The sequence below is a fragment of the Enterococcus sp. AZ015 genome, assembly GCF_050499225.1.
GTDB classification, from domain to species: Bacteria; Bacillota; Bacilli; order Lactobacillales; family Enterococcaceae; genus Enterococcus_D; species Enterococcus_D entomosocium.
The window spans coordinates 1,365,806-1,386,520 of sequence record NZ_JBMHEX010000001.1; the positions used below are offsets into that span (position 1 = coordinate 1,365,806).

Sequence of the window (20,715 nt, forward strand, 5' to 3'; positions counted from 1 at the left end):
TTTAAAGGAGGGTTCTGTGTGAAAAATATGATCGATGTGAAGCATCTGACAAAAAGTTACGGCACCCGTTTCAATCAAACCAAAGTATTAGATAACCTTTCTTTTGCAGTGGATCAAGGAGAATTTGTTGGGGTCATGGGGCCAAGCGGTGCTGGGAAAACGACCTTGATGAATCTTTTGTCTTCAATCATGCGACCTAGCTTAGGCTCGATCTATATCGATGGCAAAGACATTACCCGAATGTCGGAAAAAGCCCTCAGCGATTTTCGCCGTCAGCAGATTGGCTTCATCTTTCAAGATTTTAATCTTTTAGAGACATTGACAGCCAGAGACAATATTTTGCTGCCTTTAGCGATTGATCGCTTGCCCGTGAAGGAAACCCAAGTACGTATCGAGGAGACGGCCAATTTGTTAGGGATCGAACACTTGTTGGATCGCTACCCAGAAGAATTGTCTGTAGGGCAAAAACAAAGGGTCGCTGCTGCTCGGGCGATCATCAGTCGTCCGGCGGTCCTTTTTGCTGATGAACCCACGGGAGCCCTTGATTCAAAAGCGGCAACAGAATTGTTACGGTATTTAGCGCAGATCAATCAACAAGAAAAAACGACGATCTTGATGGTCACCCACGATCCTTTTACCGCCAGCTACTGCAATCGGATTCTGTTCATTCGCGATGGTGTCTTCTTTGCGGAAGTTGTCAAAAAAGGCAGCCGTCAGGAATTTTTCGAAAAAATCATCGATATGCAGGCTACGATTGGAGGCGGTCCGCGCCATGTTGTTTAAAATCGGCTGGCGGAGTTTTTTGCGGCAGTTTCGCAATTATATGGTGTATTTTATTTGTATGATGACCGCCGTGATGATTTTTTATTCCTTTAACGCCTTGATGAATGATCGTCTGCTGAATCAACGGGTCCAGCAAGACATCCGCATTGAAGGGGTTTTAGGATTCGGCAGCAGTGTGGTTGCCTTTGTCGTCTTGTTTTTTATGCTGAGTGCCAATCATTTTTTTCTTAGTCAGCGACAAAAAGAAATCAGTGTTTACCAGCTTTTGGGGTTGCGGCAAGGTCGTCTTGCTTGGCTGTTGCTACGGGAAACGTTTTTACTAAATTTTTTCTCTCTAGTGACCGGTATCTTTATGGGAATTATTTTTTCAAAATTCTTCTCAATGATTTTGATTCGGGCGATGGGCCTAAATTTGACCAGTCATTTCTTTAATTCACCGCAATCGATTTTTTCGACGGTCTTTGTCTTTATCGCCGCAATGATTATATTGAGTATTCAAGTGATCCTTTTTGTTTGGCGTACCCCAATGAGTGAATTGATCAAGACCGAATACCGCTTACCGATCAAAAAAATGAAAATGACTCCGTTTCGTACATTGATGGGGGTCCTAGGTCTGATTTTACTTGGGGTAGGGTATTATCTGTCATTGACCCTAAGGGAAACATGGACCAACTATATCACGTATACGCAAGATTTTTCAGCGATTCTATGGATCCCTTTACTGATTCTATTTTGCTGTATAACGGCAACCTATCTCTTTTTTGATTGTTCCTTGCCAGCACTGTTGTATTTTTTGAGTAAACCAAAAAAACGCCTTATCAAAGGGGCGAAGTTGATTGCTTACAATAACGTGCGTGCTTACTTGCAAAGGACGTGGAAAAGCTACGCCCTTTTGACGATCATCACTGCAATCGCGATTTCATTGATCGGGGGAACAATGGGGGTCATCTCTTTGAATTACCAAGCAACGAACCGTATCTATCCAACTTCCTTTCAGGTGTCAGGAGAGCAGGCAGGGGCCTTGCGTACCCTTTTAGAAAAGTCGGATGTGCCAATTACAGCGGAACAAGCAATTCCCTACAAAATGACCAATATGACGGTGCAGACACGCTACCTAGGAGAATTGCAAGATGAAAGTGTCGAAAATATGATGGTGAATCTGGTGGCACTTTCGGATTATCAGCGTCTGCGAAAACTGGTTCCGGGTGCTCCTGAGATTCGACTGAGTACTGATAAGCAAGCTGTACTTTTTGACAGTCAATACGACGTAACTCGTTCATTTATCACATATCGCGATGAAGTCAAAGTCGGCAGTCAGCATAATTTTAAACTCATTCAAGCCGAACAAGATTATTTTGGTGATAGTGCTTTACGCTATTCTTTACCCAATGTCCTTGTCATTCAAGATGAGGCGTACCAACAAATCAAAGGATTCACCTATACCATTGCTTATTTACAGACCGAAAAGGTGCAAACAGACGCGCTGACACAGTTGTTGGATGAAGAGCTGCCAATCGAGTGGGCGCATCCATTGACCTATGAATTTAGCGACGACCAAAAAAACGTACGCTTTTATCCAGAGACCGCTCGGGATTCAAGTAGTGATAGTGGTCAGACGACCGCATATCGGCTAACGTTAGCCAATCGCTTTACAACAATGCGCGGGGTGCGACGACAAGCAGGAATCATTTTGTTCGTATCGCTATTTGTTGGGGTGATCGTTTTGATCACCACGTCTAGTAGTTTGATCGTTCGGCAATTTTCTAACACGGAGCGGGAAAAGTACAATTACCGACTATTGACAAAATTAGGCTACACCCGTAATGAAGTGCGCAAGTTGGTGTACTGGCAAAACATTTGGATTTTTATGCCTGGCACCTTATTGGCGATTTTGCATGCGGTATTTGCCATCAATACTTTCACACAGATCATCGACAGTCCCGGGTACTGGGTCGCTCATTTGTTTGCAGGAGTAGCAGCAGTTGTCTATCTATTTGCCTATTTGATTACCGTCAAGCTGTGTCTGCGGATTATTGAAACTTGATCTATTTATACGATAAAACGATTCTAGGAAACTAGGATCGTTTTTTTTCGTTTAACCAATCTTTTTGTATTTCCCTCTGGCACCAGATTAAGAGAATGGTATAATCATAATCAATGAGACAAAGGAGGAAGCAAGATGGAGAAAAAAGAAGAACAGCTTTTAATAGACCTAACGACTGCACGTGGGGTTCCTGGGAATGAGGAGGAAGTGCGTGAAGTCTTTAAAGAATATGCCAAAGACTTTGCTGAAGATATCTTTTTTGATGGTTTAGGAAGTGTCATTGCCAAACATGTTGGTGATGGCGGCGGTCCGAAAATTTTTATTTCGGGACATATGGATGAAGTCGGCTTTATGGTAACAAAAATCACAGAAAAAGGCTTTATTGAATTTCAAACCCTTGGGGGCTGGTGGGGGCAAGTGATGCTGGCACAGCAAGTGGAGATCAAAACCAATGAAGGCAAAGTGATCCACGGCGTAGTCGGCTCAAAACCACCCCATGTGTTGAGTCCAGAAACTCGAAACAAACCTTACGATATCAAAGATATGTTCATCGATATTGGCGCGTCAAGCGAAGAAGAAGCCAAAGGCTGGGGCATCCGTCCTGGAGACATGATCACCCCCTATATCCAATACAAACGGATGAACGACAGCAAATTTTTGCTAGCAAAAGCCTGGGACAATCGAATCGGTACGGCGGTATCACTGCGGGTATTAGAAACCTTGGCAGCAGAAGGACATCCAAACTGCTTGTTTGCCGGCAGTGACGTGATGGAAGAAGTTGGACTACGAGGTGCGCGAACAAGCACTCACTTAGTGAATCCTGATATCGCTATCGCACTAGATACTGGTACCGCTGGGGACACACCTGGAATGACACCAAAAGAAGCGGATTCTGTGTTAGGCAAAGGCCCACAAGTCTTGATTTTCGATGCTTCCATGATTCCTCACAAGAAATTATTGAATTTTGTGATCGATGTCGCCGAAGAGATGGAGATTCCCTTCCAATATACCGTAATCACTGGTGGAGGAACTGATGCCGGACAAATGCATTTGACTCGTGATGGGGTTCCTTCGATCGCTATTACAGTGCCCGTTCGTTACTTGCACTCGCATACTTCCGTCATTCATGAGGATGATTACTTTAATACAGTCAAGCTTGTAACGGAAGTGGTCCGCCGCTTAGATGATAAAACCGTTAAAGCATTGCGCAGTTATTAAGGTGAGCCTATGAGATCAAACACAATGATTCGTGAGACGGCTAAAAACTCCTTGCGAGGATTCTGGGGAACGTTCGTCTTAAGTATTTTAGCGACGGTTGCCGTTCAAGCGGTGGTCAGCTCGCTTTTTAGTAGTATTGGGACTTCTTTTGGTGCAAACAATGCAGGGAGCTGGATCGATCTGATCTTGGATAATTTTGTCTTCTTTGCGTTTTCGGTAGCATTGAGTATCATGGCACTCTATCTGGTTCGTGGCAGAGGAATCCAGGTGGCGGATATTTTTCTAGTCTTTGATAAGCGTCTGTATGTACCGTTTTTGCTATTAAATTTAGTGAGCGCGCTTTTAAATTATCTTTTGAGTTTTGCGATTTTCTTGCCGCAGTTTGTCTTATCAGGACTCAATCAGTATTTGGACTTGGTATTCAATTTTAATCGGGGAATCTCTGTTGATGTGGCTATGTTTAATGGTTCGGTCGCTTTTGTGATTGGGATCTTTCTCTCCATCATTTTGTTCTTCTTTTTGTCACAAGTCGTTACTGGTGTGATCCAATTAGCAATCTATCTGCGCTATGATCAACCGGAATTAGGAGTCCTTCAATCAATTAAAGCAGCTTTCGCTCTCTTGCGACCGCATCTGGGGCAATACATTTGGCTGCAGTTATCACTGATTGGTTGGTTTATTCTGGGTTTCTTGGCGCTTTTGATCGGGATGTTGTGGGCAAACGCCTATGCGTATGCGGTCAACGCAGCATTCTATGAAGAATTGATCAATGAACAACGAGCGCTGATCAGATAAGCAAAAAAAGACGACGTACCATTGGAATGGTTCCTTAAGGATAGAGTTGAACACTCATTCAAGGGATTCATCAATAGACGTCGTTTTTTTCTGATTTTCTTGATACTTTTTCGCAAAAAAAATGGTCGGATTTTAGTCAAATCAGCTGAGATGTGATAGCATAAAAGAAGTAGAAAATCAGCTGGAGCCAAAGAGGAGGAAACACATGTGAAAATAACTGTCTTAGGCTGTTTAGGTGCCTATCCGTATAATGGTGAAGGGACTACTGGCTATTTATTAGAGTCAGATGGCTTTCATTTGCTGCTTGATGCGGGAAGTACCACCTTGGTCCAATTAGAAAAGATCCTTGATCCATTAGACTTAGATGCAGTGATTTTGACACATTACCATCACGATCATATTGCGGATCTGGGGGTATTACAATACTATTGGCAATTATATCCCGAAAACGAAGAACGCCAGGTTTTGCCGATCTACGGTCATGGGGAGGACAGGGTTCATTTTGAAAGTCTGACGATGCCGGGAGTGACTCAGGGATTTGATTACCTTCAGTCTAAGTCGTTGGAATTGGGCCCGTTCACCATTACCTTTATGAAAACGATCCATCCAGTCACTTGCTATGCCATGCGATTTGTTGAGAAAAGTACGGGCAAGGTCTTTGTTTTTACTGGAGACTCTGGCTATTTAGAATCTTTCGTTCCGTTTGCTGAAGGGGCTGACTTATTCTTGGCAGATACCTATCTTTTTGCAGGAAATGAGCGGCACAAGGCTCATTTTACTTCAAAAGAAGCAGGGGAGATCGCCCATGCAGCGCAGGTGAAAAAATTAATGTTGACGCATTTGCCGCAACACGGTGACTTAGAACAGTTACGAGAAGAGGCTGCGCTAGCTGCCAATGGAATCCCTGTTGAGTTGGCGGCTGTTCAAAAAATAGTAGAAATCATCTAATTAGGAGGAACGAATAGTATGCTTTTTGTACCGAATGAACTGAACGACCCACGCATCAATTTAGCCATCGAGATTTTTCTTCTTCAAGAAATGAAAGTGGATGAACCAATCTTACTTTTTTACATTAATGAACCATCGATTATCATTGGACGCAATCAAAATACGATCGAAGAGATCAATAAGGAATATGTGGATGAACATGGGATTCATGTCGTTCGTCGTTTCAGCGGCGGCGGTGCAGTCTATCATGATTTCGGAAACTTGAATTTCAGCTTTATTATGCCTGACGATGGCAATTCTTTCAGAGATTTTGAAAAACTGACCAAACCAATCGTCCAAGCCTTGCATGAGATGGGGGTTGAAGGGGCGCAACTAAAAGGGCGCAACGACCTTGTGATCAATGACATGAAGTTTTCTGGGAATGCGATGTACGCAACGAATGGCCGGATGTTTGCTCATGGGACGATCATGTTTGACAGTGACATCAATGAAGTGGTCAACGCCTTGAAAGTCCGCAAAGACAAAATCGAATCAAAAGGCATCAAATCGATCCGCTCAAGAGTGACCAACATCAAACCATTCTTGCCAAAAGAGAAGCAAGACATGACGACTGAAGAGTTCCGTCAAGAAATCTTATTGAAGATTTTTGGTGTCGATTCCTTGGAAGAAGTCAAAACCTATGAATTGACTGAAGAGGATTGGGTCAAGATCAATGAGATTTCCGATAAGTATTATCGCAACTGGGATTGGAATTACGGTAAATCTCCAGCTTTTGATATTGAACGCCGTTATCGCTTCCCAATCGGCTCCATCGAAGTTCGTTTGAATGTGGCAGAAGGAAAAATCACGGATGCCAAAATCTTTGGCGACTTTTTCGGACTAGGGGACATTGCAGATGTCGAACAAGCCCTGATCGGAACTCGTTATGCCAAGGAAGATTTGGCACAAGTCATCGCCAACATTGATGTTAAAAAATATTTTGGCAGCATCACGCCTGAAGATTTTCTTTCATTGATTTATTAATCAAAAAACGAAGCAGCCTTTTCAATCTGGCTGCTTCGTTTTTTCTATTAGTATGCGCGGGCGATCCAAACGGTATGCTTGGCAGGCTTGCCGCTGACGATATCGACTGTTTTTTCCATTGGTGCTTCAAACGGAATGTTCCGGGTAGTAAAGCCGGTTTCTTCTTTGATTTTCGCTTCCGTTTCTTCCGAGCCGTCCCAACCGATCAAAACAAAGCCAGTCACTTTGTCTTCTTGTTTGCACGTTTCGATATGGGCTTTTAGTTCATCCAATGTATCGATGTTGGTGTACTCATTATCTTTGTTACGTTCCTTCGCAGCTGCCAATAAGCGTGGGGTCATTGCTTGCAGTTCTTGATCAACGAAGGCTTCCAAGTCCTCAAGAGCGACTGTTTGCTTGTCAGTCAAGTCGCGGACTTTGACCATCACTTTGCCAGCTTCTAAATCTCTTGGGCCACATTCGATTCGCAAGCAAGCGCCTTTTAGTTCCCATTCATTGAACTTATAGCCAGGTGAGTTATCAGAATCATCCAATCGAACACGAATGCCCTTGGCTTTAAAGTTGGCATACAGTTCTTCTAATTTTTCTAAGATGGCTGGATTCTTTTTCCATGGACCGACTGGTAACAACACAACTTGGGTTGGTGCAATGGTTGGTGGGAAAACTAACCCATTTTCATCGCCATGGGTCATGATCAAGGCCCCCAACAAGCGGGTAGAGACACCCCAAGAGGTTGTGTGGGCATGGACATGCTTGTTTTCTTTCGTTAAATACGTAATATCAAATGCTTCAGCAAATTTTGTCCCCATGTAGTGGCTGGTTCCTGCTTGGACTGCTTTGCCGTCTTTCATCATCGCTTCGATCGAATAAGTATCAACTGCTCCAGCAAAACGCTCAGAAGGGGTTTTTTGTCCGCGATAAACAGGGATCGCTAGGAATTCTTCGCAAAGGCGGGCATATTCATCCAAGATTTTCATGGTGCGTTGACGTGCATCTTCTTCGTTTTCATGAGCGGTATGACCTTCTTGCCATAAAAACTCTGAGGTACGCAAGAAAGGCAATGTTTTCTTTTCCCAACGAAAGACGTTTGCCCATTGATTGATTTCGTAAGGTAGGTCACGATAGGAGTTGATCCAATCAGAAAAGGCAGAGCCAATCATGGTTTCTGAGGTTGGACGCAAGGCCAAAGGTTCTTCCAATTTTTCATTGCCGACTTCTGTGACCCATGGCAATTCAGGCGCAAAACCTTCAATATGATCGGCTTCTTTCATAAAGAAATTTTGCGGAATCAGCATTGGGAAGTACGCATTGCGAATGCCCTCTTTTTTCAAGAATCGATTGAACTCTTCTTGGATATGCTCCCAAAGTTCGAAGCCGTCAGGACGGAAAATAATGGAGCCTTTCACTGGGGAGTAAGCCATCAATTCGGCTTTTTGGATCGTTTGGATATACCATTCTGTAAAATCATTTTTTTGTGTCATTCTTTTTCCTCCTTAAAAAAATAAAAAAGCATCTCGTCCTAAAAAAGGACGAAATGCTTGGATTTCGCGGTACCACCTTTGTTGATTATCTATCGGGATAATCCAACTCGTAAAGGATAAGGCCTTTCCACCGACCGTTTTGCGGTCATTGCCATTGGGTAGGTTCATTTTATCAGTGGGTGTCGATTTTTCAGCTGCCATCGACTCTCTAAGACCATCATAAAACTACTATTCCAATGCTTGTTGCTGTTCTTTATCATGCTAAAGCGAAAAAGCGAAAAAAGCAAGAGTTTTTTCGCTTTTTCTTAAAATCGCTCCTTTAAAACTAATGTAGCAAGACGGTCAGTCGAAAGACAGCGGATCTATTTTCGCCCTAAGTGTCAAATGCAAGAGGTGAAGCCCGTCAGTTTCTTCAATCCGGATACTTCCTTGGTAGGCTAAACAAAGTTGTTCTAGCATTTGCATGTCAGCCTGCATCGCCTGTCGTTTGGTTTCATTGTTCTGTAGTTTTTCTGCTTCTTCATTTGAGAGAAGCGGCATTTGGCAGTCGATATGCAACTGGCCGTTCGTGTCATTCACCCTCAACGCGAGTCTTCGCTTTTGAGGATCAGTGACCGCACAAGTGTATCGGATGGCGTACTCTAGGCAATGAGCGATCAAGGATAGACGATCATTTTCCGCCAATTGTTCCAGTGGTTCTATGATGCCATCACAGGCAAAGGTGATCCTTTTTTGAGCAGCTGTGTGTTTATAATTAGCAAGCAGCATCGTCGTGAGTGATTCTTTTTCAACGGAAGGACTCGTTAACTGCTGCTTGATCTGTTCTTCAATCTCACTAAGGCCTTCATAGGCCGCTGCCAACTGCTGATCTTCTAACATATCCTTGACCGTATGGGTTCTTTGTTTGATGGTCCGTAAAACTTGCTGCCATTTTAACGTTTGTTCAGGGCTGATTGCTTGTTGGTTCTCATATAAACGCACTTTGATGTCTGCTGTATCGATCTGTTTGTTTTTGCCCTCGCTGGCAAAAAAAAGTTCGAGGAATCCATAACAAGTAAAAATGATAATTAATAAGAAAAAGATGATCGAACGCCAATTAATATCAGATTGTGGCAAAACTAAAATATCCTGAATATACAAGAAACAATGACCAATAGCCGCAATCACGATCCAAGGCGCACAAATGACATAAAAAGGATTTTTTTTCAATGCTTCATAGATTGCTGCAAAAGAAGTAATGAAGGTACTGGTAATATTCAACAAGAACATATAATTCATGATGACGGGCAAACTTTGTGCTTGGAAAAGTGCGAAAAGTATCGCTAACAGACCGAATGAATAGTGGAAGTATAACCATTTCTGGTAGTACTTGCGAATAAAATGCATATTCGTGCAGTAAAAGCCGATCAAGAACATTGGTGTAATAATAGAAAGAATATTTAACATTACGGAGTTGACGATCGGGGGAAACAGTAGTCCACCAAGCATATCGCTGAAGCCCGCTTCCAAGCCTGCTGTTAAGGCAAAGCCGCTGAATAAGAGAGAAGATATTTTCAGCCTTCGTTGATTGATAAAAGAAACTAAGACATAAAATAAATTGATGATACAAATAAAACCAGTAAATAAAAGAATGTAAATATTTAAAATTGACAGACTGAAGACATAGCCGATCAGTGCATTTGCAGGGCCAAAAAAGACTTCTGCTGGGAAGCCAGAATAGGTGTCAAAAGGACTAGTCACGTATATTTTCAAGGTTTTACCAACATAATCCTCAGGCAAGGTGATAAAAGACAATGTTTTGCCTGGATGATTGAGAGTCAGTGGATCATTGGGCTCATCGTTGGTGTAAATTTCTTGATCATCGAGATAGACAGTCATGTGTTGATGATCGCCAATTAGTAACATTGTAGGGTATTTATAATCGTTGGTCATTTTTCGCTTCATCACAAAACGATCATTGGCTTTTACACTAGGTAAATGTTTCACATAACGGCTAATAAAAGTAGATTCGGGATTGTCCTCAGCATAGAAAATCCAGTCTTCCTTTTTCTCCACTGCATGGATATCAGAAGTTGGGAATAAAAAAAGAACGAGAAAAAAGACAATACTTCCCAGTAAAAATAGGACCAGAAGGATGAAGGGAATCCAACGCTTTAAAAAAAACTTGTTATTTAAAAAAGGCATACTTTTTCTCCTCTGTTTTTTAATCGCCTTTAGCATAATATAAATAATTAAATAAAGTCAAATAATAATCGAGTAATCTTCGTATAAAAATTCAATGAAACGTTTTTAAATATTTGAAAAAAATAGAGTTATGTTATAGAATCATAAAAGAAACTGAGGTTTAGAAGGAGAATAGAAAATGAAGCTTTTTCCAAAACAAAGTATCATGCTCTCACTTTTTGTACTGATGTTCATGCTGCTGTCTGTACTAATTGTGGTGATCCCACATGCGTTTGGTTTCACAATGGCTATTGTTGCTAGTGATGCAATGGAACCGACATATTCTGAAGGGACACTCCTTTTTGTAAAAAAAGCTTCTGAAGATAATTTAGTGGTTGGCAACGAAGTAACGTATTATGTTGATCAAGGTAGACAGATGCGGACGCGGCGAATCGTTGCGGTTGGGGAAAATCAATCGGTGCTCTACACCATTGGCGACAATCAAAATCAGATGGAACCAAACGAAATTCAAAAAAGTCAATTGATTGGCCAGCCGATATTTTATATTCCCAAAGTAGGGGCCTGGTTGAACCAAACGAAGATCCAGCTGTTTAAAAACATGTATCTTCTTTTCGCCTTGTATATATTAGCAACAACGATGTTTGTTACGTTTTACCAAATCAAATCTGGCTCAGTAAAAAAGACGATCACTTCTTAATAAATCAATGAAAAAAGACAAAGAAACCCTTACGTTTCTTTGTCTTTTTGTCTCTTTCCCCTTTATAGGATGAGTGTTCCGCCAAGTCCCACCATCAAACATAAGGATAAAAACAGCGTATCCATAAAAGTGATTCGAAATGTCTTGGCATAAGTTCGCGTTCCTTCACCGTCGAAACCTCTTGAAAGCATTGCCGTCGCCAAAAGTTCGGACCAGCGAATGGATTTGACGAGTAAAGGAATCAACATTTTGAAAGAAAACGAATTGACTGAGATTCCTCTGGAACGCATGCTATTGCGGATGTTTTGATACTCTGCTGGAATGATCGGAGCAATTTGAAACGCAGCGAGCAGACCGTACGCAAAAACGGCAGGCAGGTGCAGCTGTTGCTGCAGCGAATAAATCAATTCATTGATCGTGGTCGTCACACTGAAAGAACTGCCCAGAATACCGAAGCAGTAGATTCGGCTCGCCATGTCAAGCCCATAGTGAATAGCTGCCGTTGAGGAGGGAGCGCCTTGATGGTCTTGATAGTAAAGGAGACCAGTGAAAAAGACCCCTACAGCTGCCAGTGTTAATGCAGAAAAGAGCAAAAGACTTTTTTTCAAGGAGCGCTCTTTTACAGTAATAACGAAGAATAGGACAGAGAGCAATAAATTCAATCTGAAATTATTTTGAAAAGAAACCACTAAGGCGAGTCCTAAAATGGCGAATAACTTGACTGTGGGATTGAGTGTACGCATCTGCGACCTCCTTTTGATAGCAATTGAAATCAATGATTTGCGAGCAAAACTGTTGCAACAATAAGACATCGTGACTAACGATCAAAACTAACGTGCCAGTGGTTGCTTTAGCAGCTAATAGCTCCATGATCTGCCAAGCTTGTGTGACATCTTGACCATATGTCGGCTCGTCTACTAGCAGTAGGTCGACCGGGCGCTGCAGTAAGGAGGCAACAGCCAAGCGCCGTTGCTGTCCTTGACTCAGTAGAAAAGGCGACTGGGCACTCTTGTTTTGCAGACGCAATTTTTCGAGTAGTTTGTCGCTCTCGGTCGGGGCGCTTCCTTGGCTAAGCTCTTGCGCAACGGTAGCTGCCAAAAATTGGTCTTGCGGATTTTGCATGATCCAACTGATGGAGCGAAAAGGTGACGGATACTTCTTGATTGGTTTACCTGCCAAAAGAATATCCCCTTTATAGGCCTGCTGCTGTAAAATAGCTTTTAAAAACGAAGACTTGCCGCTGCCGCTACGTCCAGTGATTCCAATCAGTGAGCCCTTATCAAAGGCAAGATCTGGGAAAACAATTTCATGGTTTCGGATGGGTAATCGGAAATTTTGAAATGAAAGCCGTTTTTCGTTAGAAGTCGATTTAATGTTCACAAGCGGCAGCGACTTGCGTAGGTGCTGATCAAGTTGGCGGAGCGCTGCTTGATTGATCGTTCTGAATTCCTCTTCAATCAGCAGCCACTCATCGACCCAGTTAGCGGTCTCTTTGATTTGATGATCGATCAATAAAATACCAAGAGCATTTTTGTGTTGGATTTGCTGCAGTTTTCGTATGACTTTTTGACTTGTGTCCGAATCCAAATTGGCAAAGGGTTCGTCCAAAAGCAAGTAACGACTTTTTAATATCAGACAACAAGCCAATGCGGCTAGCTGTTTTTCACCACCAGACAAGGTCGTGAAAGGTTGATCAGCAAGGTGGGTAATCTCGCAAAATGCCAAAGCTTCAGCCACTTTGTTTGGCATGTCTTTTTGGGGAATACATTGATTCTCTAAACAGAAAAGCAACTCTTCTCGAGGTGTTGCCATGCAAAATTGCATATCAGGATTTTGAAACAATAAGCTGACGGACGTGCTTCTTTCCCGGATGGAAAGCTGGTTCATCGTTTGGCCGTCAATCGTATACGTCCCTCCATCAAACCCCTTCTCATTTAGTCCCGCTAAGAGATGGAAAAGGGTGCTTTTTCCTGTTCCTGAAGCACCATAAATCCCTTTTGTTTCACCAGGGGCCAAAGACAGAGTCAATTCAAGTCGCTTTTGATCCACCAAAAAACTGCCGTTTTTTACCGACAGGCTCATGCGGTTTTCCGTTTGACGATGACCGTTTGATCTTCAGCAATGGGGTAACTGTTGAGGACCCCCATCCGTGTCAAGTGGTCACAGACGATCTTCACTAAAAAGGCTGAAAAGAATAACGAAGAAAGCAAGCGAATAAGAAAGATCGCCAACAGCAACTGCCATTGTAGGTTAATGAAATTTGACCGAATGATTCCCCAAAGAAAACTCGTGATCGTGGCGCCCACGGCTCCAGTAACTAAAGGGAACCACCCGTAGCGTCGGTAGCGGCCTAATGCAAAGCCGGCTTCTGTTCCGATCCCCTGTACAAAACCGCTAATAAAAATGATAGGTCCATAAAAATTTCCCATAAACACTTCTAAAAGAGCCGCAATCATTTCAGTGATCGTAGCTGCTCCCGGCTTACGTAGCACATATCCGGCAAAAGCTGCCGCCATGAACCAAACACCAAAGATAAACTCATTGGCTAAGACAGATAATCCAAAGGGCGTTAGAAGCGTACCTAACAACAATCCGAAATGGACAGCCCCAAGATAGATCACGCCAAAAATCAACGAAGCAATTCCTACCATGATGACATCTTTCAAAGCCCACTTAGTCATGTGGCATCGCCTCCTTTTTTGAAGGGCTATTGACCGAAACAGTCGCTTCCAGAACATAGTGGGGGAGATGGTCATGGGCATAGGCTAATGCGGCTTCAAAATACGCAAAGAGTTGGCTTGCTGATCCGGTCAGCATCGTCACATAGTGAGCGGAACGAGGGCTCAAGCCATGAGTCTCTGCCAGCTGGACGATCGTGGCGATTTCTTCCATATAATGATTTTCGCCAAATACGTAAAACGAATATTTGCAATCAACCAAAAAGTCACCATTCGCAAGGTTCTTTCCTTTATTGGGTTGCGCCTGTTCGCCATTCAAGAATGTGTCACCCGCAGTGTCTCCGGGACAGCCTTTGGAAAAAGTAAACTCACCCACGAGGTGTGTCTTTGATTCGTAGGCGTTGATAAATAGCGCCTCTGCTGCGTCTATGACACTAGGCGCTTCCCCTCGAAAAAGGGTACTGAACAGATCGGTCTGCTGCCAAACAGCGCTCGTATTCGTTTTTTCGATACTTGTTAAAATTTGTTGCGCGAAATGGTCTTTCATTGGGTACAAGCTAACTCGGCACCCCGTGATATCGATCCCATCTGCCGCACAGGCGATTGGTTCATTTGTCATTTTTCTCTTCTCCTCTCGATGGTTTTTCTGTCTACAAAAAAAGCGTTCCTCCTTTTTCTATCCACACGTAGACAGAAAAAATGGGAACGCGAAAAATCATGCGCTGCCACTTCCCTACGTTGGTACTAACCAAATCAGGTTCTAAGGGACCAGACATACGTCTATCTCAGCATAAAGCGCCCCTAGTGGATAATCTTGTATTCAATTACCCCTCGAGTGTAGCACAGGAGGCGACAAAGGACAATAGATAGCGATTTTCGTCATTTGCCGATTGTTGCCGAATCAACCGATCCATTCAGTAAGTTAATAATGATATCAGCAGTGGTACATATGAAAGTTTTTACATATAAAAAAACATCTTGAAAAGCTGTTGACAAGGAGTAAATAGTTGTGTAAAGTAGAAAACCGATGGTAAAACGTAAACGTTACGTTTTGTTTTTGTAAATCGTAATTGATTTATCAGTGTTTTGCCGAGGAAAAGGAAATATGGAAAAATAAAAAGGAGTGTATTTTGAAAATGAAAAAGTTTTTTAAAATAACGATGTTATCAACAGTAGCCCTAGCTTTGGCGGCCTGTGGACAAGGAGGCTCTGATGCAACTGAACAATCAGGCAACGCTGCTTCTGATAATGAACAAATCCAGGTCATGGCTACGTTTTATCCGATGTATGATTTTGCTCGTCAAGTTGTAGGGGATGAAGGGGAGGTTGAATTATTGATGCCCGCAGGCACTGATTCCCACGATTATGAACCTTCTGCAAAAGATATGGCAAAGATCCAAGATGCGGATGTTTTCGTCTACAACAATGAGAACATGGAAATGTGGGTTCCTTCGATTGAAGCCACGTTAAATGACGGGGATGTGACAGTGGTTAAAGCCACAGAAGGAATGGTCCTGTTGCCCGGTGACGATGACCACGACCACGATCACGATCATGACCACGGCGATGATGGTCATTCTCATGAATTAGATCCCCATGTCTGGTTAGCCCCAAGCTTAGCCATGAAACAAGTAGAGGCGATCCGTGACCAGCTGAGTGAGGCTTATCCAGCGAAAGCGACAGCCTTTGCTGAAAATGCTGCAAATTATTTAGCACAGTTACAAGATCTTCATGAATCGTATGAAGAAGCATTTAGCAATCCGGCGCAAAATCATTTTGTAACGCAGCACGCCGCTTTTGGTTATTTAGCTTTAGAATACGGATTGACCCAAGTTCCGATCTCCGGTCTTTCACCAAGTGAAGAGCCTTCCGCTTCACGGATCGCAGAACTAAAAGAGTTCGTTCAAGAAACAGGCATTCAGACGATCTATTTTGAAGAAAATGCCAAAGACAGCATTGCCCGGACGTTAGCGTCAGAAGCAGGAGTCGAACTGGCTGTTTTGAATCCATTAGAAGGCTTGACCCAAGAGCAGATGGATAACGGGGAAGACTACATTTCAATTATGGAGCAAAACCGCGATGCCTTGAGAAAAACCACCGATGTAGCAAATGACAAAGAAATGGCTGAAGCCGAAAAAGAAAAAACAGTTTATAACGGCTACTTTGAGGATGCCGATGTACAAGACCGTCCTTTATCTGACTGGGCAGGAGACTGGCAATCCGTTTACCCATTTTTACAAGACGGAACATTGGATCAAGTGTTTGATTATAAAGCAAAAATGGACAAGAAAATGACGGCTGACGAATACAAAGAGTATTATACGACAGGGTATCAAACGGATGTTGCTCAGATCAAGATCACAGACAATACAATGACATTTATTTTTGATGATGGTACAGAGAAAGAAGCTAAGTATGTGTATACTGGCAAAGAGGTTTTGAACTACTCAGCTGGTAATCGTGGCGTACGCTTCTTATTTGAAAGCACCGATGAAGATGCGGCGTTCAAATATATCCAATTTAGCGACCATATGATCGCACCAGGTGCTTCACATCATTTCCATATCTACTTTGGCAACGAGAGTCATGAAGCGTTACTAGAGGAAATGGAGCATTGGCCGACCTATTACCCAACGGGGATGAGCGGATTAGAAATTGCACAGGAAATGCTCTCCCATTAAAAAAAAGATTGACAATCCTCGCTCTTTTCGTCAAAGTAAACTTGATAGGAAGGAGCGAGATTTTTTTGGAAAAAACATTGAAGAAATTAGCGAAAGTGATTGACCGGATGATGGATCACGTTGATTTGTATGGCGGACCCAGTGTGGTTAGTGACGACGATCTTGAGCATTACTTAGATCCTGTTTTTTACTTGATCTTTTGCGCGGAAACAGATGGCGGCATGACCAAACTAAAAGACAAAGTCTTTGTTGAATGGGTATATACTGAAATGCTGCCTCAAGAAGTACCGTACAGTCTAAATTTTCTTCCGTTTGCCAAAACAGCCATTGAAGACTTTTATTACTGCATGTATAAAGAAAAGCATATTACCAAATCGCAATACCTAGAAATTGCCTTTGTATTGGCTGAAAAACAACCTATCTTTTTCGCTCGGATGTCCAAACCACAGTTTTGGTCAGCTGAAAAGAAAGAAGCGATGTTAGCAATGATTAAAGACACCGATCCCGAAGAACATGATCTATTGCCCGTTGATGACCCACGGATTGCTGCAATCTCGCCAAAAATCGTCCCATTTCCAACAAAACATACGGCCTTTGATGACGCAGCAGATACGCCGGTCGCCTATCAGGTCCGTATTGATTTAGAAGGATACCGTCCGCCAATTTGGCGTCGTTTGATTATTCCTGCAGGGCTGACCTATGAACAGCTACATATTTTGATCCAGATTGCCTTTGAGTGGATGAATCAACATTTGTATTTGTTTATTGCCGGCTCGAAATCGATCGGCTTAGGCAATTCCGTTCCAACGGATGCGTCCGCTATTGACCAAGATTTTCAGTATTGTAAGTCCATGACCTATATTTATGATATGGGGGCAGATTGGACACATAAGATCAAGATTGAAAAAGTGTTGACAGCAGAGGATCATCCGAATCCGGTCGTCCCGGTTTGTATCAAAGCTGTGGGCGATGTCCCGATCGAAGATGCCTTTGATGATGATATCCGTGAACCACTGGATCGTGAGATCATCAATGAAGTTTTACTCGATTATTGGGAAACAGGAGAATATGTTTAACTAGTAGTTAGGAAATTGTCCGTAATTTTACAAGAATCAAACAGCACAACCACCAGGCCGTAACGGTTCTGGTGGTTTTTTAGTGGTTTCCTATCAAAGGCGCTTTTTGATATACTCTGTCATCGGTTTGGTGTAGGACGAGAAGTCTGTTGGTTGCGCATGTACCTCATTGATCCGATTTGCTAGAAGATAACCGATGTAAGGTCCCGTCGTTAAACCGGAAGAACCTAGCCCGCTGGCGGCGAACAAATTCGTTTCATCAGGCACTTCCCCAAAGAAAGGCGCAAAATCAGAGGTATAAGCGCGTGTGCCGACTCGCATAGTCATTGGGGCAGCAAAGAGTGCTTCGGGGTCTTCAAGAAAAGCACCGATTCCTGTCATCAATTGCTGTTGAGCTGCTTCAGTAGGTGTCAAATCCCAACCAGCATCATTTTCATGAGTAGCGCCTAATAAAATTTGACCATTAGAGAAGGGAATCAAGTCGCCTTCGCCTTCTAGCATGGCGACCGGCCAACTGTTTGTCGGCAGGTTGGTGGCAAAAGAGAGCAACTGGCCTTTTTGCGGACGGATATCAACCTGATACCCTAAAGGTGATAACAAGTCTAGTAATCCCGGTCCAGCTGTCAGGCAAAGAATCTCGGTCTCAAGAAAGTGATCCTTGGTTTTGATTTGCCAATGGTGGCCGTTTCTGACGATCTCAGCTTTTTCTTCAATAAAAGTCACTTGCTGCTGCTGAGCGTTTGCTTTTAAGTGGGCAAGATAAGCCTGACCATCTAAGCGGCCACCGCCTGTGATTCGTAAAGAGGGCATTTCTTTTAGTAATGGCAATACCTCTTTGGTTTGTGAGCCCGTCAGTAAGTCGATTTCGCCGATTCCTGGTGCCGCCTTACGTCGATTTTCAGCTAATTCTGCCAGTTCTTGAAGCGCCTTTTCTGGTCGCACTACCAAAGTGCCACATGGGGCATAGATGGATTCATCTAAAGCAAAATCCCGTACCAATTTCGGGAAGAAAGCGGCTCCCTCTTGTGCTAACTGGTACCATTTTTTATTGCGGCGTTTGGATAGCCAAGGGGAAATGATGCCAGCGCTGGCAGATGTTGCTTGACCGATGAGGGAATCAATGACAGTCACGTCAAATTTGGTTTTATCAAGATAATTGGCGAGGGTCAAACCGATGATCCCACCGCCGATAATCATAACTTTTTTCATAGTAGAAGACTCCTTTGTTTGATTTCATTGAAAAGCGAATAAAAAGCGAAAGTTCTCTTAATGCCGTTTTCTTTGCGTACTTAATTGCGTATAATAAGGAAATGGAAAAGAGGGTATTATGCAAACTATTCAAACAGTCTTAAAAGAACATTTTGGCTATTCACAGTTTCGTGAAGGTCAAGAAACGATTATTCAATCTATTTTAACACAACAAAATGTTTTGGGAATCATGCCCACAGGTGGAGGGAAATCCATTTGTTATCAATTGCCAGCGCTCTTGCTGGATGGAGTGACCTTGGTCATCTCCCCTTTGATTTCATTAATGAAAGACCAAGTAGATAGCCTCGTTGATATGGGGATCCCAGCAGCGTATATCAATTCTTCCTTGACAGGAGCACAGATCAATCAACGCTTGCAAGAAGCACGCCAAGGGCGAATCAAACTGCTGTATGTTTCGCCAGAACGCTTAGACTCAGAATCTTTCCGCTACTCATTGCGGCAGATGCCGATCGCTTTATTGGCCGTTGATGAAGCCCACTGTATTTCCCAATGGGGACATGATTTTCGCCCGAGCTATCTGCGACTCGCCGAAACGATCGAAAACTGGGAGCAGAAGCCAACGATCGTTGCCCTTACCGCGACAGCTACACCCAAAGTTGCCGAAGACATCGAAAACTTACTTTCAATTCCGGCAGAAAATCAAGTCAAAACCGGGTTTGCTCGGGAAAATTTGGCTTTTCAAGTCGTCAAGGATCAAAAAGATACCTACATCACAACGTATTTGAAAATGAACCAAGGACAATCAGGTATCATTTACGCCAGTACCCGCAAGGAAGTGGAACGGATCTATCACCTGTTGAAACATGAACGCGTGTCCGTCGGGTATTACCATGGCGGACTTTCAGAAGAAGAGCGCTCATTTTTCCAAGAAGAATTTCTTTATGACCGCCTGCAAGTGATGGTAGCGACCAATGCATTCGGGATGGGAATCAACAAAAGCAATGTCCGTTTCGTGATCCATGCCCAGATACCTGGAAATTTGGAGTCTTATTATCAGGAAGCCGGGCGTGCCGGACGAGACGGCGAACCCAGTGATGCGATCTTACTTTATGCTCCACAAGACATGCAGATTCAGCAATTTTTTATCGATCAATCCGAATCAGATATTCTTTATCGCCAAAACGAATACTTGAAATTGCGGGAGATGAGCCAATACGGACATACCCAACTGTGCTTACAGCGCTATATTTTGCGTTATTTTGGAGAAGATGGACCCGATTGCGGTCGTTGCAGCAATTGCCTTGATGAAAGAGAACAAGTGGATATCACAGTGGATACACAAAAAGTGTTGTCATGTGTGAAACGAATGGGCGAACGCTTCGGGAAAGCCTTGGTGGGGAAAGTGCTAACGGGCTCTGGCGACCAAAAAGTCAAACAGTGGGGCTTTGAAAAGTTACCAACTTATGGATTAATGAAAGATTGGTCTCAAAAGGAAGTCAATCAGCTGATCGATTATTTAACAGCATCAGGGTATCTTTTGCCGTCAGAAGGGCAATACCCTTTGTTAAGTGTGACCAATGCGGGGATTGATGTGTTGCTTGGAAAAGCAAAAGTTTATAGAAAACAAACCAAAGTCAAACAGTTAGTGGTTGATGATGAACTGTTCGATCAACTGCGCACCTTACGATTGAATCTCGCACAAGAACAAAATTTGCCGCCGTATGTCGTTTTTTCTGATAAAACACTGCGAGAATTGGCGGAAGTTCAGCCAAAAACGCCGATCGATTTTTTACAGATCAAAGGGGTTGGCCAAAACAAATTGGATAAGTATGGCGATGCCTTTTTAGCATTGCTTTCTGAATACGAAAAGACGGAAAGTGATTAAAAAAGACCATTTT

General features: G+C 43.0%; 17 protein-coding genes, 1 riboswitch and 1 other annotated feature. Of the genes, 10 read left to right on the forward strand and 7 right to left on the reverse strand.

The annotated features are described in order from the left end of the window. Positions 1-18 precede the first annotated feature (18 nt). From IGK85_RS06410 to IGK85_RS06435, 6 genes are all read left to right on the forward strand, one after another. Positions 19-783: an ABC transporter ATP-binding protein gene (locus IGK85_RS06410; protein ID WP_005236606.1), complete on the forward strand. Its 765-nt coding sequence runs from the start codon at positions 19-21 to the stop codon at positions 781-783. Continuing rightward, positions 773-2,827, forward strand: coding sequence for an FtsX-like permease family protein (locus IGK85_RS06415; protein WP_008381587.1), 2,055 nt, complete (start codon positions 773-775; stop codon positions 2,825-2,827). The genes IGK85_RS06410 and IGK85_RS06415 overlap by 11 nt, the downstream gene beginning before the upstream one ends. A 135-nt stretch (positions 2,828-2,962) precedes the next feature. Further along, a complete protein-coding gene (locus IGK85_RS06420) occupies positions 2,963-4,045 on the forward strand; it encodes a M42 family metallopeptidase (RefSeq protein ID WP_008381585.1) in 1,083 nt (360 codons plus the stop codon). Positions 4,046-4,054: 9 nt separating this feature from the next. Then, positions 4,055-4,840 carry a DUF975 family protein gene (locus IGK85_RS06425; RefSeq protein WP_237714964.1) on the forward strand — a complete coding sequence of 262 codons (786 nt, stop codon included), beginning with the start codon at positions 4,055-4,057 and terminating at the stop codon, positions 4,838-4,840. A gap of 207 nt (positions 4,841-5,047) precedes the next feature. Continuing rightward, a complete protein-coding gene (locus IGK85_RS06430) occupies positions 5,048-5,788 on the forward strand; it encodes an MBL fold metallo-hydrolase (protein WP_008381581.1) in 741 nt (246 codons plus the stop codon). A gap of 18 nt (positions 5,789-5,806) precedes the next feature. Further along, complete coding sequence (locus IGK85_RS06435; protein ID WP_008381579.1) at positions 5,807-6,811, forward strand: lipoate--protein ligase; 1,005 nt, start codon at positions 5,807-5,809, stop codon at positions 6,809-6,811. A 47-nt stretch (positions 6,812-6,858) separates the two neighbouring features. Here IGK85_RS06435 and proS read toward each other — a convergent pair whose 3' ends face one another. Together proS and IGK85_RS06445 are read right to left on the reverse strand one after the other, a co-directional pair. Continuing rightward, positions 6,859-8,292 carry a proline--tRNA ligase gene (gene proS / locus IGK85_RS06440; RefSeq protein WP_008381577.1) on the reverse strand — a complete coding sequence of 478 codons (1,434 nt, stop codon included), beginning with the start codon at positions 8,290-8,292 and terminating at the stop codon, positions 6,859-6,861. A 41-nt stretch (positions 8,293-8,333) separates the two neighbouring features. Then, positions 8,334-8,538 (reverse strand) — a binding site (T-box leader). A 96-nt stretch (positions 8,539-8,634) separates the two neighbouring features. Next, positions 8,635-10,476 carry a hypothetical protein gene (locus IGK85_RS06445; RefSeq protein ID WP_008381574.1) on the reverse strand — a complete coding sequence of 614 codons (1,842 nt, stop codon included), beginning with the start codon at positions 10,474-10,476 and terminating at the stop codon, positions 8,635-8,637. Between the two features lie 178 nt (positions 10,477-10,654). Between IGK85_RS06445 and IGK85_RS06450 the strand changes: the two genes are divergently transcribed. Next, complete coding sequence (locus IGK85_RS06450) at positions 10,655-11,173, forward strand: signal peptidase I (RefSeq protein ID WP_008381572.1); 519 nt, start codon at positions 10,655-10,657, stop codon at positions 11,171-11,173. A 62-nt stretch (positions 11,174-11,235) separates the two neighbouring features. On the opposite strand, the gene IGK85_RS06455 is transcribed toward IGK85_RS06450, so the two are convergent. The 4 genes from IGK85_RS06455 to IGK85_RS06470 are packed head-to-tail and all read right to left on the reverse strand — an operon-like array spanning position 11,236 to position 14,470. Beyond that, positions 11,236-11,916, reverse strand: coding sequence for an energy-coupling factor transporter transmembrane component T (locus IGK85_RS06455; protein WP_005236565.1), 681 nt, complete (start codon positions 11,914-11,916; stop codon positions 11,236-11,238). Then, positions 11,843-13,255 carry an ABC transporter ATP-binding protein gene (locus IGK85_RS06460; RefSeq protein ID WP_008381568.1) on the reverse strand — a complete coding sequence of 471 codons (1,413 nt, stop codon included), beginning with the start codon at positions 13,253-13,255 and terminating at the stop codon, positions 11,843-11,845. Before IGK85_RS06460 ends, IGK85_RS06455 begins: the two co-directional genes overlap by 74 nt. Further along, positions 13,252-13,854, reverse strand: coding sequence for an ECF transporter S component (locus IGK85_RS06465; protein WP_005236560.1), 603 nt, complete (start codon positions 13,852-13,854; stop codon positions 13,252-13,254). The genes IGK85_RS06460 and IGK85_RS06465 overlap by 4 nt, the downstream gene beginning before the upstream one ends. Further along, on the reverse strand, positions 13,847-14,470 hold the full coding sequence (locus IGK85_RS06470; protein WP_005236559.1) for a YkoF family thiamine/hydroxymethylpyrimidine-binding protein: 624 nt from the start codon (positions 14,468-14,470) through the stop codon (positions 13,847-13,849). Before IGK85_RS06470 ends, IGK85_RS06465 begins: the two co-directional genes overlap by 8 nt. 94 nt (positions 14,471-14,564) lie before the next feature. Next, positions 14,565-14,664: riboswitch (TPP riboswitch) on the reverse strand. A 323-nt stretch (positions 14,665-14,987) separates the two neighbouring features. Here IGK85_RS06470 and IGK85_RS06475 point away from each other — a divergent pair. Beyond that, a complete protein-coding gene (locus tag IGK85_RS06475; RefSeq protein ID WP_008381566.1) occupies positions 14,988-16,532 on the forward strand; it encodes a zinc ABC transporter substrate-binding protein AdcA in 1,545 nt (514 codons plus the stop codon). 65 nt (positions 16,533-16,597) lie between these two features. Continuing rightward, complete coding sequence (locus IGK85_RS06480; RefSeq protein ID WP_008381564.1) at positions 16,598-17,608, forward strand: plasmid pRiA4b ORF-3 family protein; 1,011 nt, start codon at positions 16,598-16,600, stop codon at positions 17,606-17,608. A 93-nt stretch (positions 17,609-17,701) separates the two neighbouring features. Here IGK85_RS06480 and IGK85_RS06485 read toward each other — a convergent pair whose 3' ends face one another. After that, a complete protein-coding gene (locus IGK85_RS06485) occupies positions 17,702-18,817 on the reverse strand; it encodes an NAD(P)/FAD-dependent oxidoreductase (protein WP_008381562.1) in 1,116 nt (371 codons plus the stop codon). Positions 18,818-18,935: 118 nt separating this feature from the next. Between IGK85_RS06485 and recQ the strand changes: the two genes are divergently transcribed. Continuing rightward, a complete protein-coding gene (gene recQ, locus IGK85_RS06490) occupies positions 18,936-20,702 on the forward strand; it encodes a DNA helicase RecQ (RefSeq protein WP_005236551.1) in 1,767 nt (588 codons plus the stop codon). Positions 20,703-20,715 lie beyond the last annotated feature (13 nt).